Raw genomic sequence first — 15,495 nt, forward strand, 5'->3', positions numbered from 1 at the left:
CACCCATGGTAGCCATACGACTGACCCGCGCCGGAACCAAACATCGACCCTTCTATCGAATTGTGGCGATTGACCGTGAAAAACCCAGAGAATCACGTTATATTGATTTGATCGGACATTATAACCCCATGAGTGAACCAGCTGAAATCAAACTCGACATGGAAAAATACAACGAGTGGATCCAAAAGGGAGCGAAACCATCCCAGACAGTGCGATCGCTGTTGAAAAAAGTCCTGCGATCTGAAAATTAAGGAGGGAAACGTGAAAGAACTGGTGGAAACGGTATGCAAATCACTGGTTGACAATCCCGAAGAGGTTTCCGTGACCCAGATTGACGGCGAACAGACAACCATTCTTGAACTTCGTGTAGCACAGAGCGATCTTGGAAAAGTAATCGGCAAGCAGGGCCGGACCGCCAGGGCGATCCGGACGATTCTGGCCGCTGCCGGAATGAAACAGAGAAGGCGCTTTAACCTGGAAATCATCGAGCGTTACGAGCAGTAAAACTCTTTGCGGTTTCTGGGGAGAATTTCAAGAACCCGGGGGAACAAGGGGGAGGTCGTATTAGAGGCCTCCTCCGAATTGAGTGGGCGGGACCTCCAAGGCGGAATTCTCTTCAGGCTTCATTCTCGAGGCCGTTGCCTTAGCCTGGCGTTGGAGGGTGTGCGCAGTATCCGGGGAGAATGGGTGCTGGCTTTCGCGGGTTGTCACTCCATTTCAGAGGCATATCGCCTGGTGGGGTTTGAAATGTGGCTGGATCGGCCCGCAGACGTAAACAACGGCGAATCCAGTTCCCTTCGGGGTTTTAAGGTGGTGGATACCACGGGAAACGACTGCGGCGTTGTTGCCGATGTCCACCAGCGTGACGTCAACCCGTTGTTGGAACTGGAATACCAGGGACGCCGTGTACTGGTGCCCTGGCACCCGGAGATTGTTGTGCACATCGATATCATTTCACGACGGGTGGTGATTGCACCGCCCGAGGGTTTAATGGACTTGAACGCATGATCTTTTCAGTGGTCACCATTTTCCCGCAGATGATTCGCGACCTGTTGAAATTCGGACTTCTGGGCAAAGCAATGGAACGCGAGATTATCCGCATAGACGCTTTTGATCTGAGAGAATTTACCCGCGACAAGCACCGCAAAGTGGATGACCGTCCTTTCGGCGGCGGTCCGGGTATGGTGATGAAACCGACTCCATTGTTCCGGGCTGTTGATCATATTTCCGGATTGCGTCCGGGCCGGGTGATCCTTTTTTCCGCTTACGCGCCCATTCTGACGCAGGAACGGGTAAAAGCATTATCCATGGAGTCCCACTTGATCCTGGTTTGCGGTCGCTATGAAGGCGTGGACCAGCGGTTTATTGATCAGCGCGTGGACGAAGAACTTTCCATTGGCCCTTATGTACTCATGGGAGGAGAACTGGCCGCGGCGGTTCTGGTCGAGAGCGTGGCGAGGATGATTACCGGTGTGATCGGAAACAGCGAATCCGTGGCCACGGATTCATATTACCGAGAAGGACAGGGCGCTTGGCCGCAATACACCCAACCCCGGGATTTTCGGGGCCATGTGGTTCCGGAGGTGTTGCTTTCCGGTCACCATCACGAAATCAGTGAATGGCGCAAAAAAAACTGTTTCCACCCGCCCGCCGAACGCGAAAGAAAAAAAAAGGCAGACTGAGAACAGGAGGACATCATGACGCGCATTGTTGAGTGTGTGCCCAATTTTTCCGAAGGCAGGGACAAGGCGATTATTGATCGCATCACGGCTGAGATCTGTACGGTCGACGATGTGGAGTTGCTGGATGTGGATCCGGGCAAGGATACGAACCGGACCGTGGTGACTTTTGCGGGTTCGCCGGAAAAGATCGGCGAAGCGGCATTCCGCGCCATCCGCAAGGCGGCCGAATTGATTGACATGTCCAGGCACAGCGGCGCGCACGCGCGCCTGGGAGCCACGGACGTATGTCCATTCGTACCGGTAGCCGGGGTTACCATGGAGGATTGTGTACAGATATCCCGCCAGGTCGGTAAACGTGTGGCCGAAGAGTTAAAGATTCCCGTGTACCTGTATGCCGAAGCGGCGACCCGCCCGGAGCGACGGCGCCTGCCCGATATCCGGCGCGGCGAATATGAAGCCCTGCCGGAAAAACTGAAGCAGAAAAATTTCCAGCCCGATTTCGGCGCGGCCGAATTCAATCCCCGTTCCGGGGCCACGGTAATTGGTGCCCGCGACTTTCTGATTGCCTACAACGTTAATCTCAATACGCGTAGCGTGAAACTGGCCAATAAAATCGCCAAGCGAGTGCGGGAAAAGGGCTACAAGGCAAAAAACCCGCAAACCGGGAAAAGGGAAACCGTGCCCGGAACGCTCAAAGGCGTGCAGGGAATCGGCTGGTATATCGATGAGTACAACATGGCCCAGGTTTCCGTCAATATTCTCAATTTTCATGAGGCCCCTTTGTACCGGGTATTTGAGGAGTGCGACCGCTTCGGGCGTGAGTTCGGCGTGCGCGTGACGGGCAGCGAATTGGTGGGGTTGATTCCATTGCAAGCCATGGTGGAAAGCGGACGCCACTTCCTTTCTCGACAAGGGGTCTCTACCGGGGTTTCCGAAAATGAACTGGTGCGCGTGGCTGTACAAAGCCTGGGCCTGGATGAACTCGCCCCTTTTGATGTAGAAAAGCGCATCATTGAATACCGTTTTCAGCGCAAGGGGCGGTTGGCGTCAATGGACACTTATGCGTTTACCGAGGAGTTGGCGTCTGATTCCCCGGCTCCCGGGGGCGGCAGCGTGTCCGCTCTCATGGGGTCACTTTCCGCGGGGTTGAGTACCATGGTGGCCAACTTGACCAGCGGCAAACGCAAGTTTAAAGAGGTGAAAGAAGAGATGATCGTTTTGGCGGAGAAAGGTCAGGAACTGGTCGCCTTTTTTAATGATGCCATTGATCGTGATACCGAGGCCTTTAACCGCATTATGGATGCCCTGTCTATGCCCAAAGGATCGGATGAAGAGGCTGCTCTCAGGCAGCAGGCCCTGGATGAAGCCACCCGCGGGGCCGTATGTGTACCACTCGGTGTGTTGGAGAAGGCCGTAGATGCCGCCGGTTTGGCGGTTGAGGCCGCGGCGAAAGGCAACCCGAATTCATTGTCCGATGCCGGAGTGGCCGGGCTGGCCGCCGCAACCTGCGCCCGCGGGGCCTGGTACAACGTGCGCATCAACCTTGAGGGATTCGAGGACCGTGAATTTGCCGCGGAAACGGTAAAACAAGCCGACCAGTGGATGGCCCGGGTGGACAAGACGGCTGCCCGTATTCGTGAAATCATGGATGAAGCTTTTAAACAGAGTTGAAAAGTTGGGAAGTTGGAGAGTTGGAAAGTTGGAGAGGAAAGAAGTTGAAAAAAGGTGGCAGGGAGACAGGTGACAGGAAAACAGCGGTAGGGGCGGTTCGTGAACCGCCCGTACGCCCGTTGCCTCTTGCCCCTGGCCAAGTGCCCTTTTTGGTCCTTGCAGAAAGTAGAAGGTAGAAAAAAAACGTGAGAGGCTTTTTTCATTCGTTCTTCCTTATTCGTTATTCAGAGCCTGGTTTTTCTCTATCACAGAACCCGGAAGTTCCCTCATCACCAGGGCGCTTTGCGCCTCATCACAACCACTCGTGAGTTCTCATCACAAGAACGAGTTGAAGAGAAGATTACAGGTAGCAGGAGACAATAACTACTTCTTTTTTCCGAAAAGTGATCGTTTGCCTTTGGCGCCACCGTTCAGATCTTCCAGGCGCTTGCGCGCGATTTTGTGATCCGGGTTGATGGAAAGGGCTTTGCGGAAGAATCCCTCTGCCCGGTTGACCAGTTGCTCTTCCTGGAAAAGCAGACCCAGGCCGGCAATCGCGTCGGCGTTCCAGGGGTCGAGTTCCACGGCGCGTTTCAGGTTGCGTTCCGCCGACCTTCTCAATGAGCTGATGTGAACCTGGGCCATTCCCAGCAACATGAAGTAGGCTGATTTGTCGTTATCCAGTTTCACCGCTTCATCCATCAGGGTGGCGGCTTCCCAGAAGCGATGTCGCGAGTAGAGGGTTTTGGCCTTTTGGTAGAGCATGCGAGCCCGCTCCCTCAGGTTGCTCTGGGTTCGGCCTTGCGATTCATCCTCTTCCGTTTCTCCGGTATCGTATGCCCGTCGCCGCTGGGGGTCATTCAAAATGTCAAAGGCCTTATTGACGGCGGAAAAAACAAAGTTGGCCTTTTCGCGGATTCCCGGATCCGGGGCGTTTCCGAGGCGGTCCGGATGCAATTGCTTGGCCAGTCGGAAATAAGCACTTTTTATTTCATCCTCATTCGCGGTGTCTTTCAAACCAAGTATATCGTAATGACTGGCGTTTCCGCTGTTGATCCGATTAAAGAGAGCCAGCATGTTCTCGATGTTGTGATCGATTTCCTTGTCCGCGTGACTGACTTCACTGAACCCGAGACCATTGATCAGGTAGAGATGGACCAAATGGGTCCAGGTTATGTCCTCCGTACATTTCAGGTGCAAGTGGAATGTACCGCAGGCGATGCCGGTCAATTTTGGCAATTGCTCATAGAGGGTGCGGGTTTCGGAACCCAAAGAAGCCAGCAATTCCGGGTCCAGGGAAAATCGACTGGCCGTCTGGTCGTAATAGCGGTTGCGAAAATAGGCGAGATTGGCCATGCGTGACATGCCCATGGCAATGATACGGGGAATGGGAATGCCCAGCCGGGAATCTTCGGGAATCTCCGGTAGTTCAGGAGAAAATTCCCATGTCCCTGAGTTAAGTGAAAGCGCGCCGACCGCGATTGCAGCTGCCTGGTGAGCCAGTGCGAGTGCCAGGGTTTGGGAATCCAGGATTCGCGCATGAATCAGCACTTGTCCCAGTCGATCCTTGCGACCCTCCATCATTTTGTGCAGGCTCCAGAACTGGGTCTGATTGATCTTTCCCAGTTTGTAAAGGATTTCACCCAGTCTTTCCTGGATCACCGTAGTGCGGGCGAACTCAAGGCGGCCCCGGCGGAAATAAAGGGCTTTGGTGAAATGAGCGTCCTGGATCTGCACCACGCCGTCCAGACGTTCAACGTGAATGCGGCGGTACAATTCGGCCACAGGTTTCTCAATAACTCGATTGGGCATCAATTTCCATCCCTTCTCTTCCCGGCAGTCATGCCGGTCATTACCAACTGTTGCTTAGAGAAATACCCTAAATTTAAGCGGTTGTCAACAACGCGGATCTAAAGCAAAAAAAGCCTTATCTTGACAAAACAAAGGTTTTGTTTTATCTAAAATACCGTGAGTTTGGAACAAAACAGCGGGAAAGCAACCGCCCTGCGGCCCGCGCGGTCGCCATGGCGACTGGGGAGAGCGAAACGTGGCGCCGAAGGCTCCGGGACGGCGCAAATGTCCCGGCTTTGCATGCACAGGAGACTGCCATGAAAAAGACAATCCTGATTTGGGCCGTTCTGTTTTTGGGAGCGACTTTGACCGCCCAGAGTGATGCCGTGCAGAAACCCAGGAAACTCAATATCCGCACAGCCTATACCTATCAAGATGAATCACTGTTGGTATCGCTGGCCGATCTGTATGGTTCGTTTGTGATCAGCCCCGGTATCGATGATTCGATCCGCATCGTGGGAGCCGAACAATTGGATTTTGATCGCAGCATTTTTACTCGTGGGGACCTCGTGTTTATCAATGAGGGAGCAAGTGCGGGGATTCGTGAAGGCGACCGCTTCCAGGTGGTTTCACGGGGAGGGAAAATCCCAGATCCGTTTTCAGTGGGCAGTCTGGGGACCTATTATCGTTTTCGTGGAGAGGCCGTGGTTACTTGTGTTTATCCGGATCGCGCCGTGGTCGAACTGGTCAACGCCCCGTCTCCAGCTGAAATCGGCCATTTCCTGTTGTCGTTTGAAAAGCAGGAGCCGGTTTACCGGCGTCAATTGAAGTACCTGGATTCCCGGCTCCCCGACGCGGGTGTCCGGGGACGTGTGGTTTACCTGGATATCGAGCAGGATGTGCCCCGGGAAATTGCATCCAGCGGCGACATGGTGGCCGTGAACCTGGGGCGGGACGTGGCTCGCAGGGGAGACCTGGTGCTTTTTTACAAGTACGTGAAGCCGGATCTGCCTCCCGTCATTGTGGGAACCGGGATTGTGGTATATCCCCAGAACACCAATTCCACGGTCAAAATTCTGGATGGCGGTTATCCTGTGGAATTGGGCCATCACGTTGCACTCCTGCCGGAGAGTGAAGTTGAAGCCGCTCCCATTTCAACCGAAGAGATCCCCATCCTGGACAAGTTGAAACAGGAAGAACGGCCGCAAAAAACATCTGAAGTATCCGAGTTTTCCGTGGACCTGCTATTCGATCTGGACAGCGCGGAATTATCCGAGGCGGCGACGGCTGATCTGGATAAAGCCGCACGGTTTCTGGAAGGCAAATCAGAGTATATGGTGGTGCTCAAGGGATACACTTGCAGCATCGGCAACGAGGAGTACAACCTGAAATTGTCGCAGCAACGTGTGGAAGCGGTCAAGGAATATATGAAGAACCGTATGAACATCGGCGATGAATTTTTTGATACAAATTTTTACGGTGAGAGCGAAGCCACATTTGACAACAGTGTTGAGGCCCAGCGCCGCCTGAACCGGCGGGTTTCCCTGAAAATCATGGCCAGATGAAATTCGGCACACTGATTGTTGCGATTTGCCTACTGGGTGGGCTCTCTCTGCCCTCCCGGCTTGACGCCCAGAGTATCGACCTTGTCAAATTGCGCAAGCAAGAAGCCGAGCGTCGCAAGAAGCTTAAGCAGGAGCAGCAGAAACAGGTTCAGATCACGGACAGCAACCTGAAAAATATCGCGGAGGATCGCAACAAGCCCGGTTTTGCCGAATCCGGCTCCCAGACGGAGAATGTCCCCCAGACGGAAGTACAACCCCTGGTGATCGCCGCCGACGGCGTGGTGGATTCCCAATCCCCCGAAAGTGAGGCCAGGCGGACTCCGGAATATTGGCAGCAATTAAAGCGGGGGCTGGAGGAAAGCATTGCGGAACTGGAAAACCGGGTCCGTGAGAATCAGTCGCGCTTGAACCTGCTGCATACCCAGCACCTGAACCAGGACCTGCCGCTTGAAAAACAGCGCATAAAGACGGAATTGGACGAGTTAAGGAAACGCAATGAGCTAGAAGCGCAACGGTTGAGTCAACTGAAACTGGAATTGGAAGAGTTGTATGAGCGGGCTCGCAAAGCAGGTGTTCCCCCCGGCTGGCTGCGCTGACGAACCGGGAATTGTTTTGGTCTTATTCAGATCAGGAGTACAGTTGCCATGCATCCGGTAATTGAATGGAAAGACAACCAGGTCCTCATGCTGGATCAGCGACTTTTGCCCTTGGAAGAGAAAGTGGTGGTGCATCGCCACTACAGCGAGGTGGCCGACAGCATCCGCCACATGGTGATTCGTGGTGCGCCGGCCATTGGCGTGGCGGCTGCCATGGGTGTAGCCCTGGGTGTGGTAAATACCGGTCGTGATGTGGATTCCCAGTTTACCCGGATTATCGACACACTTGCCGCCACCCGTCCGACTGCGGTCAACCTGTTCTGGGCGCTGGAACGCATGCAGAAAGTGTACCAGTTACATCGGAAGGATAACGATGGTCTCGCGGCAATCATGATCCACGAGGCCCGGGCCATGGATCGGGAAGACGTGGCCATAAACCGGCGCCTGGGTGCCCGGGGCGCGGACCTGCTGAAGAACGGGGACCGGGTGTTGACCCATTGCAATGCCGGCGCGCTGGCCACGGCGGGTTACGGCACCGCGCTTGGGGTAATCCGAGCCGCGGTTGAACAAGGAAAACTGATCCGGGTTGTGGCGGACGAAACCCGCCCCTTTCTCCAGGGGGCAAGGCTGACCACATGGGAATTGATGCGTGACGGCATTCCCGTGACCCTGATTACGGACAGTACGGCCGGAAGCCTGATGCGAAACGGAGCCATCGACGCGGTCATCGTGGGAGCGGACCGGATTGCCCGCAACGGAGACGTAGCCAATAAAATCGGCACCTATTCCGTGGCTGTACTGGCCCGCCACCACGGCGTTCCATTTTACGTAGCCGCTCCCATGTCCACCGTGGATCCCAAGGTTTCTCATGGGGAAGAGATTCCCATAGAAGAACGCGACGCGGATGAAGTTCGTACATTCCGCCACGTTAGGGTGGCAAATGAAAATGTCCCGGTATTCAATCCTGCTTTCGATGTGACTCCTCATGAACTGGTTTCCGCCATTATTACGGAGAAAGGGGTTGCCCGCGGAGATTTATCCACTGCATTGGAGGGCTGGTTGACTGAATGAAGGGGTTGCGACGACTCCTTTCACCGTTTGTGCTGCTTGTCCTGCTTTTCCTCTTTTCCCCCAAAAGCCCGGGCGCGACGTTGAACGTTGCAACCGACCTGTTGCTTACCCGATGGTCCACTGAACACGGGCTGCCCCAGAGTACTGTTCGTGACCTTTGCCGCAGCGGCGATGGCTATCTGTGGCTGGGAACTCGTTCGGGACTGGTTCGCTTTGATGGTGGTCGTTTCTTTATATTTAATCATTGGAATTCTCCCCAGTTGCCCGGCGAAGAGATTCTGACGCTGTTGGCCACAGGTAAAAGGGGAATCTGGGTGGGAACCAGCGCGGGTTTGGCCTTTTTCGACGGCATAACCTGGAGTGTCCCGGTTTTTCCCCTGGAAGATGGTACCCCTTTGACTGTCACCGGCCTGGTCGTGGGCAGTGACGACGCCATCTGGGTGGGGACATCCAGGGGCTTGTTCTGGTTGCGCGGCTTTAAGAACGCGACCCGGGTTGGGAATTGGCCGGGAAACCGCGCCGTTGCCTGCCTGGGGTCCGCTTCCGGCTCACGGGTATGGGCAGCCGACAAAGCAGGGGAAATCTTCCTTCTGGGAACGAGACCGTATGAAGGAATGATGCAATTGACGCGGGTTCCCGGCCGGGTCCACGCGCTTGAACAGTGGAGAAACCGGGTGTGGATAGCCGCGACTTCCGGACTTTTCCAGGTGGGGGTGACCGGGGGCGAAGCGGAAAAAGTATCTCTCCCTGACCGCACTATCCCCCATTGCCTGTTTCCGGATAACGAAGGCGGAATGTGGGTGGGAACGGGAGAGCGGGGGTTGATCTACTTGGGACCTGACGGTATGCCCGCATCCTCCCCGCCGGATTTAGACAGCGGCTCCGTGCTCAGCCTATTGCTGGATGGGCAAAAGAACCTTTGGGTGGGTACGGAAGTGTCCGGATTGGTACGGTTGCGCCGGCGTGCGGTTCATGGACTGGTGGAGGAAGCCGGACCCGTGACCGCAATCACGACAACTGAAAAACGGGCCGCCTGGGTTGCGACCCGCAACAACGACATCTTTATTGTTGAATGGAACGGTCGCCATCATGCGGGCGCGAAAGAGATCAATGTGCCTGGACTCAGCCTGGGGTTCCAGGACGATGATACGCTCTGGGTAGGCACTGCCGGGAGCGGGTTGCTGCGTTTGGCCTTGTCCACGGGTGATCGTCGATGGTTTCTGAAGGACCCGGCGGTTTCCATTCGCGCCATTCTGGCGCAACCCCGGGGTGCGGTCCGGGTGGCCACGAATGTTGGCCTGTTCCGGGGTGAGGGGAGCCGGTTTGCGCCTGTTCGCTTGCCCGGCGACGTTGCAAAACAGGGCGCCATCTCCACGCTGGTTGCCAATGAAGCCGGGGAGCTTTGGGTCGGTGGCGAAGACGGAGTATGGCATCTGGCAGCCGGGACATGGACTCGGCTTGAGGGGAGGGATCAACAACCGGAACCAAGCCGGGTATCCGCCATGTTCAGGGACAATCACGGTCTGTTATGGGTGGGGACCCGGGGCTGGGGCTTGTTTGCCTATAGCCAGGGAAGATGGACTCAAATTAATGAATCGCATGGCCTGACGGACAACTACGTGATGGGTATCCTACAGGATGATCACGGGTATCTCTGGTGCGGCAGCCGACGCGGGGTGTTCCGCATCATGGAAAAAAACACCCGGCGGCTTTTGCAGAGGGAAACACCCCGCGTGGACTGCATGGTTTGGAATGAAAGCGAGGGCATGCCCAGCAGCGAGTGCACGGCCGATGCTCAACCTTCGGCGTGGAAGATGCCCGATGGGCGCATGCTTTTTGCCACGGTTCGGGGTGTGGCCATGCTGGATCCACTAATGGCCGCGGAAAAACCACCACCCATCCCCGTATTGATCGAAGCCGTGTTGGCGGATAGCCGCAATCTGAATCCTGAGCAACCGGCTCGTTTCAACCGCCGCTTACAGATGCTGGAATTCTATTTCACTTACCCGGACCTGGCCGCCGCCGAGAAAGTGGTGTTTCGCTACCGCTTAAAAGGATTCGGTGATCAATGGACCGTATCCCGCCCCGGTCAGGAGCGGACCGCTCTCTACTTGAACCTGGGGCCGGGAAAATATGAGTTCCAAATACAGGCTCGCAGTGGCTCGGGGTTCTGGACAGCAAGCATGGACACGTTTTCCCTGGAGGTCCGCTCCAGGATCCGGGGCGTTTACCTGCTTCTTGTTTTCTTGCTCATCGGTGCCGCGGTGGGGTTATGGTATCGTCGTCACTTGACTCGGAGCACAGCCAAAGCCAAGTACCGGACCTCCGGGCTGACCACGGATGTAGCGGAAAAGAAATTGGCAGACCTTTTGCGGCTGATGAAAGAAGAGAAGCCGTTTCTGGAAGCGAACCTGACACTGGTCAAACTGGCCCGCCACATGAACATTCACGCAAATTACCTTTCCCGTATTATCAACGAACGCCGCAACCAGAGTTTCAACGACTTTGTGAACCAGTATCGCATAGAGGAAGCTTGCCGCCGCCTGGCGGATCCTCGCTGGAAGGAAATGACCATCCTACAGATCGCTTACGAAACCGGTTTCTACTCCAAGTCGGTGTTCAACACGGCCTTTAAAAAGTTCACGGGCCGGACCCCATCTCAATACCGCAGCCAAAGCACCTCCGCTGATTGACGGGCTGTTTCGTCTTGGGTACAATAGCAACCGTTCACCGGGGTGCCACATGCACAAAAGATTCTCGAAATGTGTAGCGGTGATTGCTGTACCCCGAGGAAGCGGGCTGCTTCCTGAAGACGGATTCTGGTTCATGATATCCGCGGCGTTTGCCCGGCGTTTCAGAATTTCAAATGTGGCCAAGCGCGGTGGACGCAACATGGTGATGGTTGAACCGGAATCCAAATGAGTTCCGAGAAAGAGCGGCCAATTCGCAGCCGGAAGTTGAGTTTTTTTGTCAGCGATCTACATGGTCATGTTGAAAAATATGAAAAACTGTTTGAGCGTATAGAAAAAGAGCGTCCGCCGGCCCTGTTTCTGGGTGGTGACCTGCTCCCGGCGAGGGGAAAGCTGTCTTATGAGGGCGGATTTGTGCGAGGTTACCTGGAGCCGGCATTCCAGAAACTTCATCGCAACCTGGAGCCGGACCCGTTCCGTGTGTTCCTGATCCTGGGAAACGACGACCCCCGGGTGCATGAAGCCGCGGTTCGCGAAGTTGAGGCAGGCGGCGCCTGGCAATATGTGCATGACCGTTGGGTGGAATGGGAATCGCTGCGTGTCTGCGGATATGCCTTTGTTCCTCCGACACCGTTCCGGCTGAAGGATTGGGAACGGTACGACGTATCCCGTTTTGTGGATCCCTGTTCCACCCATCCCCAGGAAGGCACAATCACCTCCCTGGTAACGGAATCAGAGCTGGCTTTTTTTACCATTCAGGAAGGCCTGGCCAGACTGACCCGGGACGACGCCATGGACAGGACCGTGTGTTTGTTTCACGCCCCTCCTCACAATACCGGCCTGGATCGGGCAGCCCTTGACGGCCGTAAAATCGATCATGTACCCCTGGATGTGCACGTGGGCAGTATCGCCATTCGGCGGTTTATCGAGGAGCGGCAACCGCTGGTTACTCTCCACGGCCATATCCACGAGTCGGCCCGTTTGACCGGCACATGGAAAGAGTCATTGGGCAAAACGGTAATGCTTTCGGCCGCTCACGACGGCGATGAACTCTGCCTGGTCAGATTCGACCCGGAACAGCCGCAGGATGCCACCCGGGAACTGATATAACCGTGGTGAACAAAGGAATACCTTTGACCACTACGGAGTTGGAGAGTTGAAAAGAAGGTGACAGGTATCAGGCGGCAGGTGACAGGAAGGCAGGAGACAGTCCCCTGGCCAAGTACCCTTTTTGGTCCTTGTAGAAAGCAGAAGGTAGAATGTAGAAAAAAACGGAGAGGATTTTTTTATTCGTTCCTCCCTATTCGTTATTCAGAATGTCTTGATTTTCATCACAGAACCCGGAAGTTCCTTCACCACCAGAACGCTTTGCGCCCCATCACAAGAATCAGTTAAGTAGGTTGAAAACTTGGAGAGGCAAAACGGTTGGCCGAGTTGAATGGCAATTGATTCTCCGCTCCCGTTATGATACAAAAAAACCTTATGAATGGTGTTCTGAACTTGTTGTTGCAATCATTATGAATCTTGAATCCAATCCAGTACAGGAGCCCTGCCCATGGAAAACCAACTTCAGCCTCAGCTGGATGAACAGCAGTGTGAGGAGTTCCGGTGCATTCTTCAAGAGAAGGCACACCGCCCCGGAGTGTTGATCGCCCTGCTGCAAGAGGCCCAGGATCTTTTCGGTTACATCCCTGAAACCATTATCGCTGAGATCGCCGCGGCAACCGGGGTACCCTCGGCCAATATCTATGGTGTGATCACCTTTTATTCTCAATTCCGTCTGCAGCCCATGGGGCGGAACGTGATCCGTATCTGTGAAGGGACCGCATGCCACGTCAACGGCGCCAAGGGAATTCTTCAAGCCATTGAAGACGAGTTGAGCATCAGTGTAGGGGAAACAACCGGGGACGGAGAATTCACGCTTTTGTCCGTGGCTTGCCTGGGGTGTTGTTCCCTTTCACCGGTGATCATGATCAACAGCGAAACCTTTGGCCGCCTGACTCCACAGAAGGTGCGGGATATTCTGAAGAAACAGCGGCAGCAAACGGCCTGAGGGAGGATCACCATGAAACAGATCAAGGTTGGGTTGGCGACTTGCGGAGTTTCGGCCGGCGGCGAAGCGGTTTTTTCGGCCCTGCGGGAGCGGTTGGAAGCCACCAAGGCCGATGCGAAGCTCCTGGAAACCGGTTGCGTCGGCATGTGTTACAACGAGGTTCTGGTTGAGGTTATTGACGGTGACATCCACCACCTGTACAGTCAGGTCACGCCGGAACGGGTGGAACGGATCGTAGACGAGGATGTGGTCGGCGGCAAGGCCGTTGATGAGTGGCTGGTTTCCGGCCCGGGCGTGGATCGCGAAGCGGCCTTTTTCTCTAAGCAGAAGCGAATCGTATTGAGTAATTGCGGCATCATCGATCCGGGTTCCATTGACGACTACATCGACCGGGATGGCTACCAGGCGGTCCGCAAAGCAATTTCCGGCATGACGCCGGAAGAGGTCATTGAAATGATTCAATCTTCCGGCCTGCGGGGCCGCGGCGGCGGTGGATTTTCCACCGGGCTGAAGTGGAAATTCGCGCGCATGGCCAAAGGTGATCAGAAATACGTTATCTGTAACGCCGACGAAGGGGATCCCGGCGCTTTCATGGACCGCTCCGTGCTTGAGGGTGATCCGCACGCGGTGCTTGAGGGCATGATGGTGGCGGCATACGCCATCGGGGCGGATGAAGGCTATATTTACGTGCGCGCCGAATATCCCAAGGCCATCCAGCGCCTGCGTCGGGCCATTGCTCAATGTGAGGAGCGGGGATTCCTGGGCAAAGGCATTTTCGGCGGCAAGACCGATCTCAACCTGCATATCAAGGAGGGGGCCGGAGCTTTTGTGTGCGGCGAAGAGACGGCTTTGATTGCCTCTATTGAAGGCAAACGCGGCGTCCCACGCATTCGCCCGCCTTTCCCGGCCATCAAGGGTTTGTGGGGCAAGCCGACCAACATCAACAACGTGGAAACCTATGCCAACGTGCCCTGGATCGTGCGCAACGGTGCGGATGCTTTTGCCTCCATGGGAACGGAACGTTCCAAGGGAACCAAAGTTTTCGCCCTGGCCGGCAAGATCGCCAAGAGCGGCCTGGTTGAGGTACCCATGGGAATCACCATCAACGAGATCGTACAGGACATCGGCGGCGGAATCCGCGACGGGAAAGCGTTCAAGGCGGTGCAGATGGGCGGTCCGTCGGGAGGCTGCATTCCCGCCTGCATGGGGGATTTAAACATCGATTACGATGAAATCACCAAGACCGGCGCCATCATGGGTTCCGGCGGCATGGTGGTGTTGGATGAGACCACCTGCATGGTGGATATGGCCAAATATTTTCTGACCTTCACCCAGAACGAATCCTGCGGCAAATGCACATTCTGCCGCCTGGGAACCAAGCGCATGCTTGAGATATTGCAACGCATCACCGAGGGCCGGGGCCGGGAAGGCGACATCGAGTTGCTGGAAGACCTGGCCGAAAAGGTTCGAAGCAGCAGTTTGTGCGGCCTGGGTCAGACCGCGCCCAACCCGGTATTAACAACCTTGAAGTATTTCAGGGAAGAATACGAGGCGCATATCAATGAAAAACGCTGTCCGGCCGGTGTGTGCAAGGCCCTGTTCCATTACCGCATCAAACCGGATACCTGCGTAGGCTGCACCTTGTGCGCACGCAAATGTCCGGTTAACGCCATCAGCGGTGAAGTCAAGAAATCCCACGTCATCGACCAGGATGCCTGCATCAAGTGCGGGATGTGTTACCAGGTCTGCCGCTTCGACGCGGTGGAGATTGAGTAGAGCGGAGGAGAACCCCATGGAAACCATCACGCTGACCATAAACGGACAGGAAGTTTTATCCAAAGCGGGAAAGACGATTCTTGATGTAGTCAACGAACATAAACTCGATCGCATTCCCACCCTTTGTCATGATCCGCGCCTGGAGCCGTACGGGTCCTGTTTTCTCTGCGTGGTCGAAGTGGCCGGATTGAAAAAGCTGGTTCCCGCCTGTTCCACGCTGGCCACGGAGGGCATGATCGTGGACACCGACAATCCGCGCATCCGCAGTTCGCGCAAGACCGCGCTTGAACTCCTGCTTTCCAACCACTACGCAGACTGCATCGGACCCTGCATCGACAACTGTCCCGCCAATGTGGACGCCCAGGGCTATATCGCCCTGATCTCCATGGGCCGTTACGAAGAGGCTCTCAAACTGGTGAAGGAGAACAATCCCCTGCCCCTCTCCATCGGCCGGGTATGCGTGCGGGATTGCGAAGCCGCATGCCGCAGGCAGATCCTGGACGAATCGGTGGCCATCAATCACCTCAAGCGTTTTATTGCCGACAAGGACGCCCCCCACATGTGGACTCCCAGGGTTCCGGAACCCAACGGCAAAACCGTTGCCGTGGTGGGCGGCGGCCC

At 55.5% G+C, this 15,495-nt stretch carries 15 protein-coding genes; 14 read left to right on the forward strand and 1 reads right to left on the reverse strand.

Features of this window, described 5'->3' with window-relative positions; genetic code table 11:
- The first annotated feature begins 5 nt into the window (after nucleotides 1-5).
- Genes ENN40_07595 through ftcD form a run of 5 tightly spaced genes read left to right on the forward strand, consistent with a single transcriptional unit; the run spans nucleotide 6 to nucleotide 3,353 of the window.
- Complete coding sequence (locus ENN40_07595) at nucleotides 6-251, forward strand: 30S ribosomal protein S16 (protein HDP95206.1); 246 nt, start codon at nucleotides 6-8, stop codon at nucleotides 249-251.
- Between the two features lie 10 nt (nucleotides 252-261).
- Complete coding sequence (locus ENN40_07600) at nucleotides 262-504, forward strand: KH domain-containing protein (GenBank protein ID HDP95207.1); 243 nt, start codon at nucleotides 262-264, stop codon at nucleotides 502-504.
- 6 nt (nucleotides 505-510) lie between these two features.
- Entirely contained in the window at nucleotides 511-1,008 is a 498-nt protein-coding gene (locus ENN40_07605; GenBank protein ID HDP95208.1) for a hypothetical protein, read from the forward strand.
- Nucleotides 1,005-1,682: a tRNA (guanosine(37)-N1)-methyltransferase TrmD gene (trmD, locus tag ENN40_07610; GenBank protein ID HDP95209.1), complete on the forward strand. Its 678-nt coding sequence runs from the start codon at nucleotides 1,005-1,007 to the stop codon at nucleotides 1,680-1,682. The genes ENN40_07605 and trmD overlap by 4 nt, the downstream gene beginning before the upstream one ends.
- 15 nt (nucleotides 1,683-1,697) lie before the next feature.
- Nucleotides 1,698-3,353 (forward strand): glutamate formimidoyltransferase, encoded by a 1,656-nt coding sequence (gene ftcD, locus ENN40_07615; protein HDP95210.1) that lies wholly within the window; start codon nucleotides 1,698-1,700, stop codon nucleotides 3,351-3,353.
- Between the two features lie 363 nt (nucleotides 3,354-3,716).
- On the opposite strand, the gene ENN40_07620 is transcribed toward ftcD, so the two are convergent.
- A complete protein-coding gene (locus tag ENN40_07620; GenBank protein ID HDP95211.1) occupies nucleotides 3,717-5,144 on the reverse strand; it encodes a hypothetical protein in 1,428 nt (475 codons plus the stop codon).
- A gap of 212 nt (nucleotides 5,145-5,356) precedes the next feature.
- On the opposite strand from ENN40_07620, the gene ENN40_07625 reads away from it, so the two are divergent.
- The 9 genes from ENN40_07625 to ENN40_07665 all read left to right on the forward strand — a co-directional run.
- A complete protein-coding gene (locus ENN40_07625) occupies nucleotides 5,357-6,688 on the forward strand; it encodes a hypothetical protein (protein ID HDP95212.1) in 1,332 nt (443 codons plus the stop codon).
- Nucleotides 6,685-7,284, forward strand: a complete 600-nt coding sequence (locus ENN40_07630; protein HDP95213.1) for a hypothetical protein — start codon at nucleotides 6,685-6,687, stop codon at nucleotides 7,282-7,284. The genes ENN40_07625 and ENN40_07630 overlap by 4 nt, the downstream gene beginning before the upstream one ends.
- A gap of 48 nt (nucleotides 7,285-7,332) precedes the next feature.
- On the forward strand, nucleotides 7,333-8,355 hold the full coding sequence (gene mtnA, locus ENN40_07635; GenBank protein HDP95214.1) for an S-methyl-5-thioribose-1-phosphate isomerase: 1,023 nt from the start codon (nucleotides 7,333-7,335) through the stop codon (nucleotides 8,353-8,355).
- A complete protein-coding gene (locus ENN40_07640; protein ID HDP95215.1) occupies nucleotides 8,352-11,048 on the forward strand; it encodes a helix-turn-helix domain-containing protein in 2,697 nt (898 codons plus the stop codon). Before mtnA ends, ENN40_07640 begins: the two co-directional genes overlap by 4 nt.
- Before the next feature lie 49 nt (nucleotides 11,049-11,097).
- Nucleotides 11,098-11,277 carry a hypothetical protein gene (locus tag ENN40_07645; GenBank protein HDP95216.1) on the forward strand — a complete coding sequence of 60 codons (180 nt, stop codon included), beginning with the start codon at nucleotides 11,098-11,100 and terminating at the stop codon, nucleotides 11,275-11,277.
- Nucleotides 11,274-12,155, forward strand: coding sequence for a hypothetical protein (locus ENN40_07650; protein HDP95217.1), 882 nt, complete (start codon nucleotides 11,274-11,276; stop codon nucleotides 12,153-12,155). The genes ENN40_07645 and ENN40_07650 overlap by 4 nt, the downstream gene beginning before the upstream one ends.
- A gap of 445 nt (nucleotides 12,156-12,600) precedes the next feature.
- The gene (gene nuoE / locus ENN40_07655; protein HDP95218.1) at nucleotides 12,601-13,098 is read left to right on the forward strand and encodes an NADH-quinone oxidoreductase subunit NuoE; all 498 of its coding nucleotides are present in this window, start codon (nucleotides 12,601-12,603) and stop codon (nucleotides 13,096-13,098) included.
- A 12-nt stretch (nucleotides 13,099-13,110) separates the two neighbouring features.
- Nucleotides 13,111-14,874, forward strand: a complete 1,764-nt coding sequence (nuoF, locus tag ENN40_07660; GenBank protein ID HDP95219.1) for an NADH-quinone oxidoreductase subunit NuoF — start codon at nucleotides 13,111-13,113, stop codon at nucleotides 14,872-14,874.
- A partial coding sequence (locus ENN40_07665; protein HDP95220.1) for a hypothetical protein occupies nucleotides 14,810-15,495 on the forward strand: 686 nt, incomplete at its 3' end. The genes nuoF and ENN40_07665, both read left to right, overlap by 65 nt.

It is taken from the genome of Candidatus Aminicenantes bacterium (assembly GCA_011049425.1).
GTDB lineage: Bacteria > Acidobacteriota > Aminicenantia > UBA2199 > UBA2199 > UBA876.

Bases quoted from the DNA above. Each gene is read 5' to 3' on its own strand.
- mtnA (HDP95214.1), top strand. From the start codon at position 7,333: ATGCATCCGGTAATTGAATGGAAAGACAACCAGGTCCTCATGCTGGAT.
- trmD (HDP95209.1), top strand. From the start codon at position 1,005: ATGATCTTTTCAGTGGTCACCATTTTCCCGCAGATGATTCGCGACCTG.
- ENN40_07620 (HDP95211.1), bottom strand. From the start codon at position 5,144: ATGCCCAATCGAGTTATTGAGAAACCTGTGGCCGAATTGTACCGCCGC.
- nuoE (HDP95218.1), top strand. From the start codon at position 12,601: ATGGAAAACCAACTTCAGCCTCAGCTGGATGAACAGCAGTGTGAGGAG.
- nuoF (HDP95219.1), top strand. From the start codon at position 13,111: ATGAAACAGATCAAGGTTGGGTTGGCGACTTGCGGAGTTTCGGCCGGC.
- ENN40_07625 (HDP95212.1), top strand. From the start codon at position 5,357: ATGGCGACTGGGGAGAGCGAAACGTGGCGCCGAAGGCTCCGGGACGGC.
- ENN40_07630 (HDP95213.1), top strand. From the start codon at position 6,685: ATGAAATTCGGCACACTGATTGTTGCGATTTGCCTACTGGGTGGGCTC.
- ftcD (HDP95210.1), top strand. From the start codon at position 1,698: ATGACGCGCATTGTTGAGTGTGTGCCCAATTTTTCCGAAGGCAGGGAC.
- ENN40_07595 (HDP95206.1), top strand. From the start codon at position 6: ATGGTAGCCATACGACTGACCCGCGCCGGAACCAAACATCGACCCTTC.
- ENN40_07645 (HDP95216.1), top strand. From the start codon at position 11,098: ATGCACAAAAGATTCTCGAAATGTGTAGCGGTGATTGCTGTACCCCGA.
- ENN40_07640 (HDP95215.1), top strand. From the start codon at position 8,352: ATGAAGGGGTTGCGACGACTCCTTTCACCGTTTGTGCTGCTTGTCCTG.
- ENN40_07650 (HDP95217.1), top strand. From the start codon at position 11,274: ATGAGTTCCGAGAAAGAGCGGCCAATTCGCAGCCGGAAGTTGAGTTTT.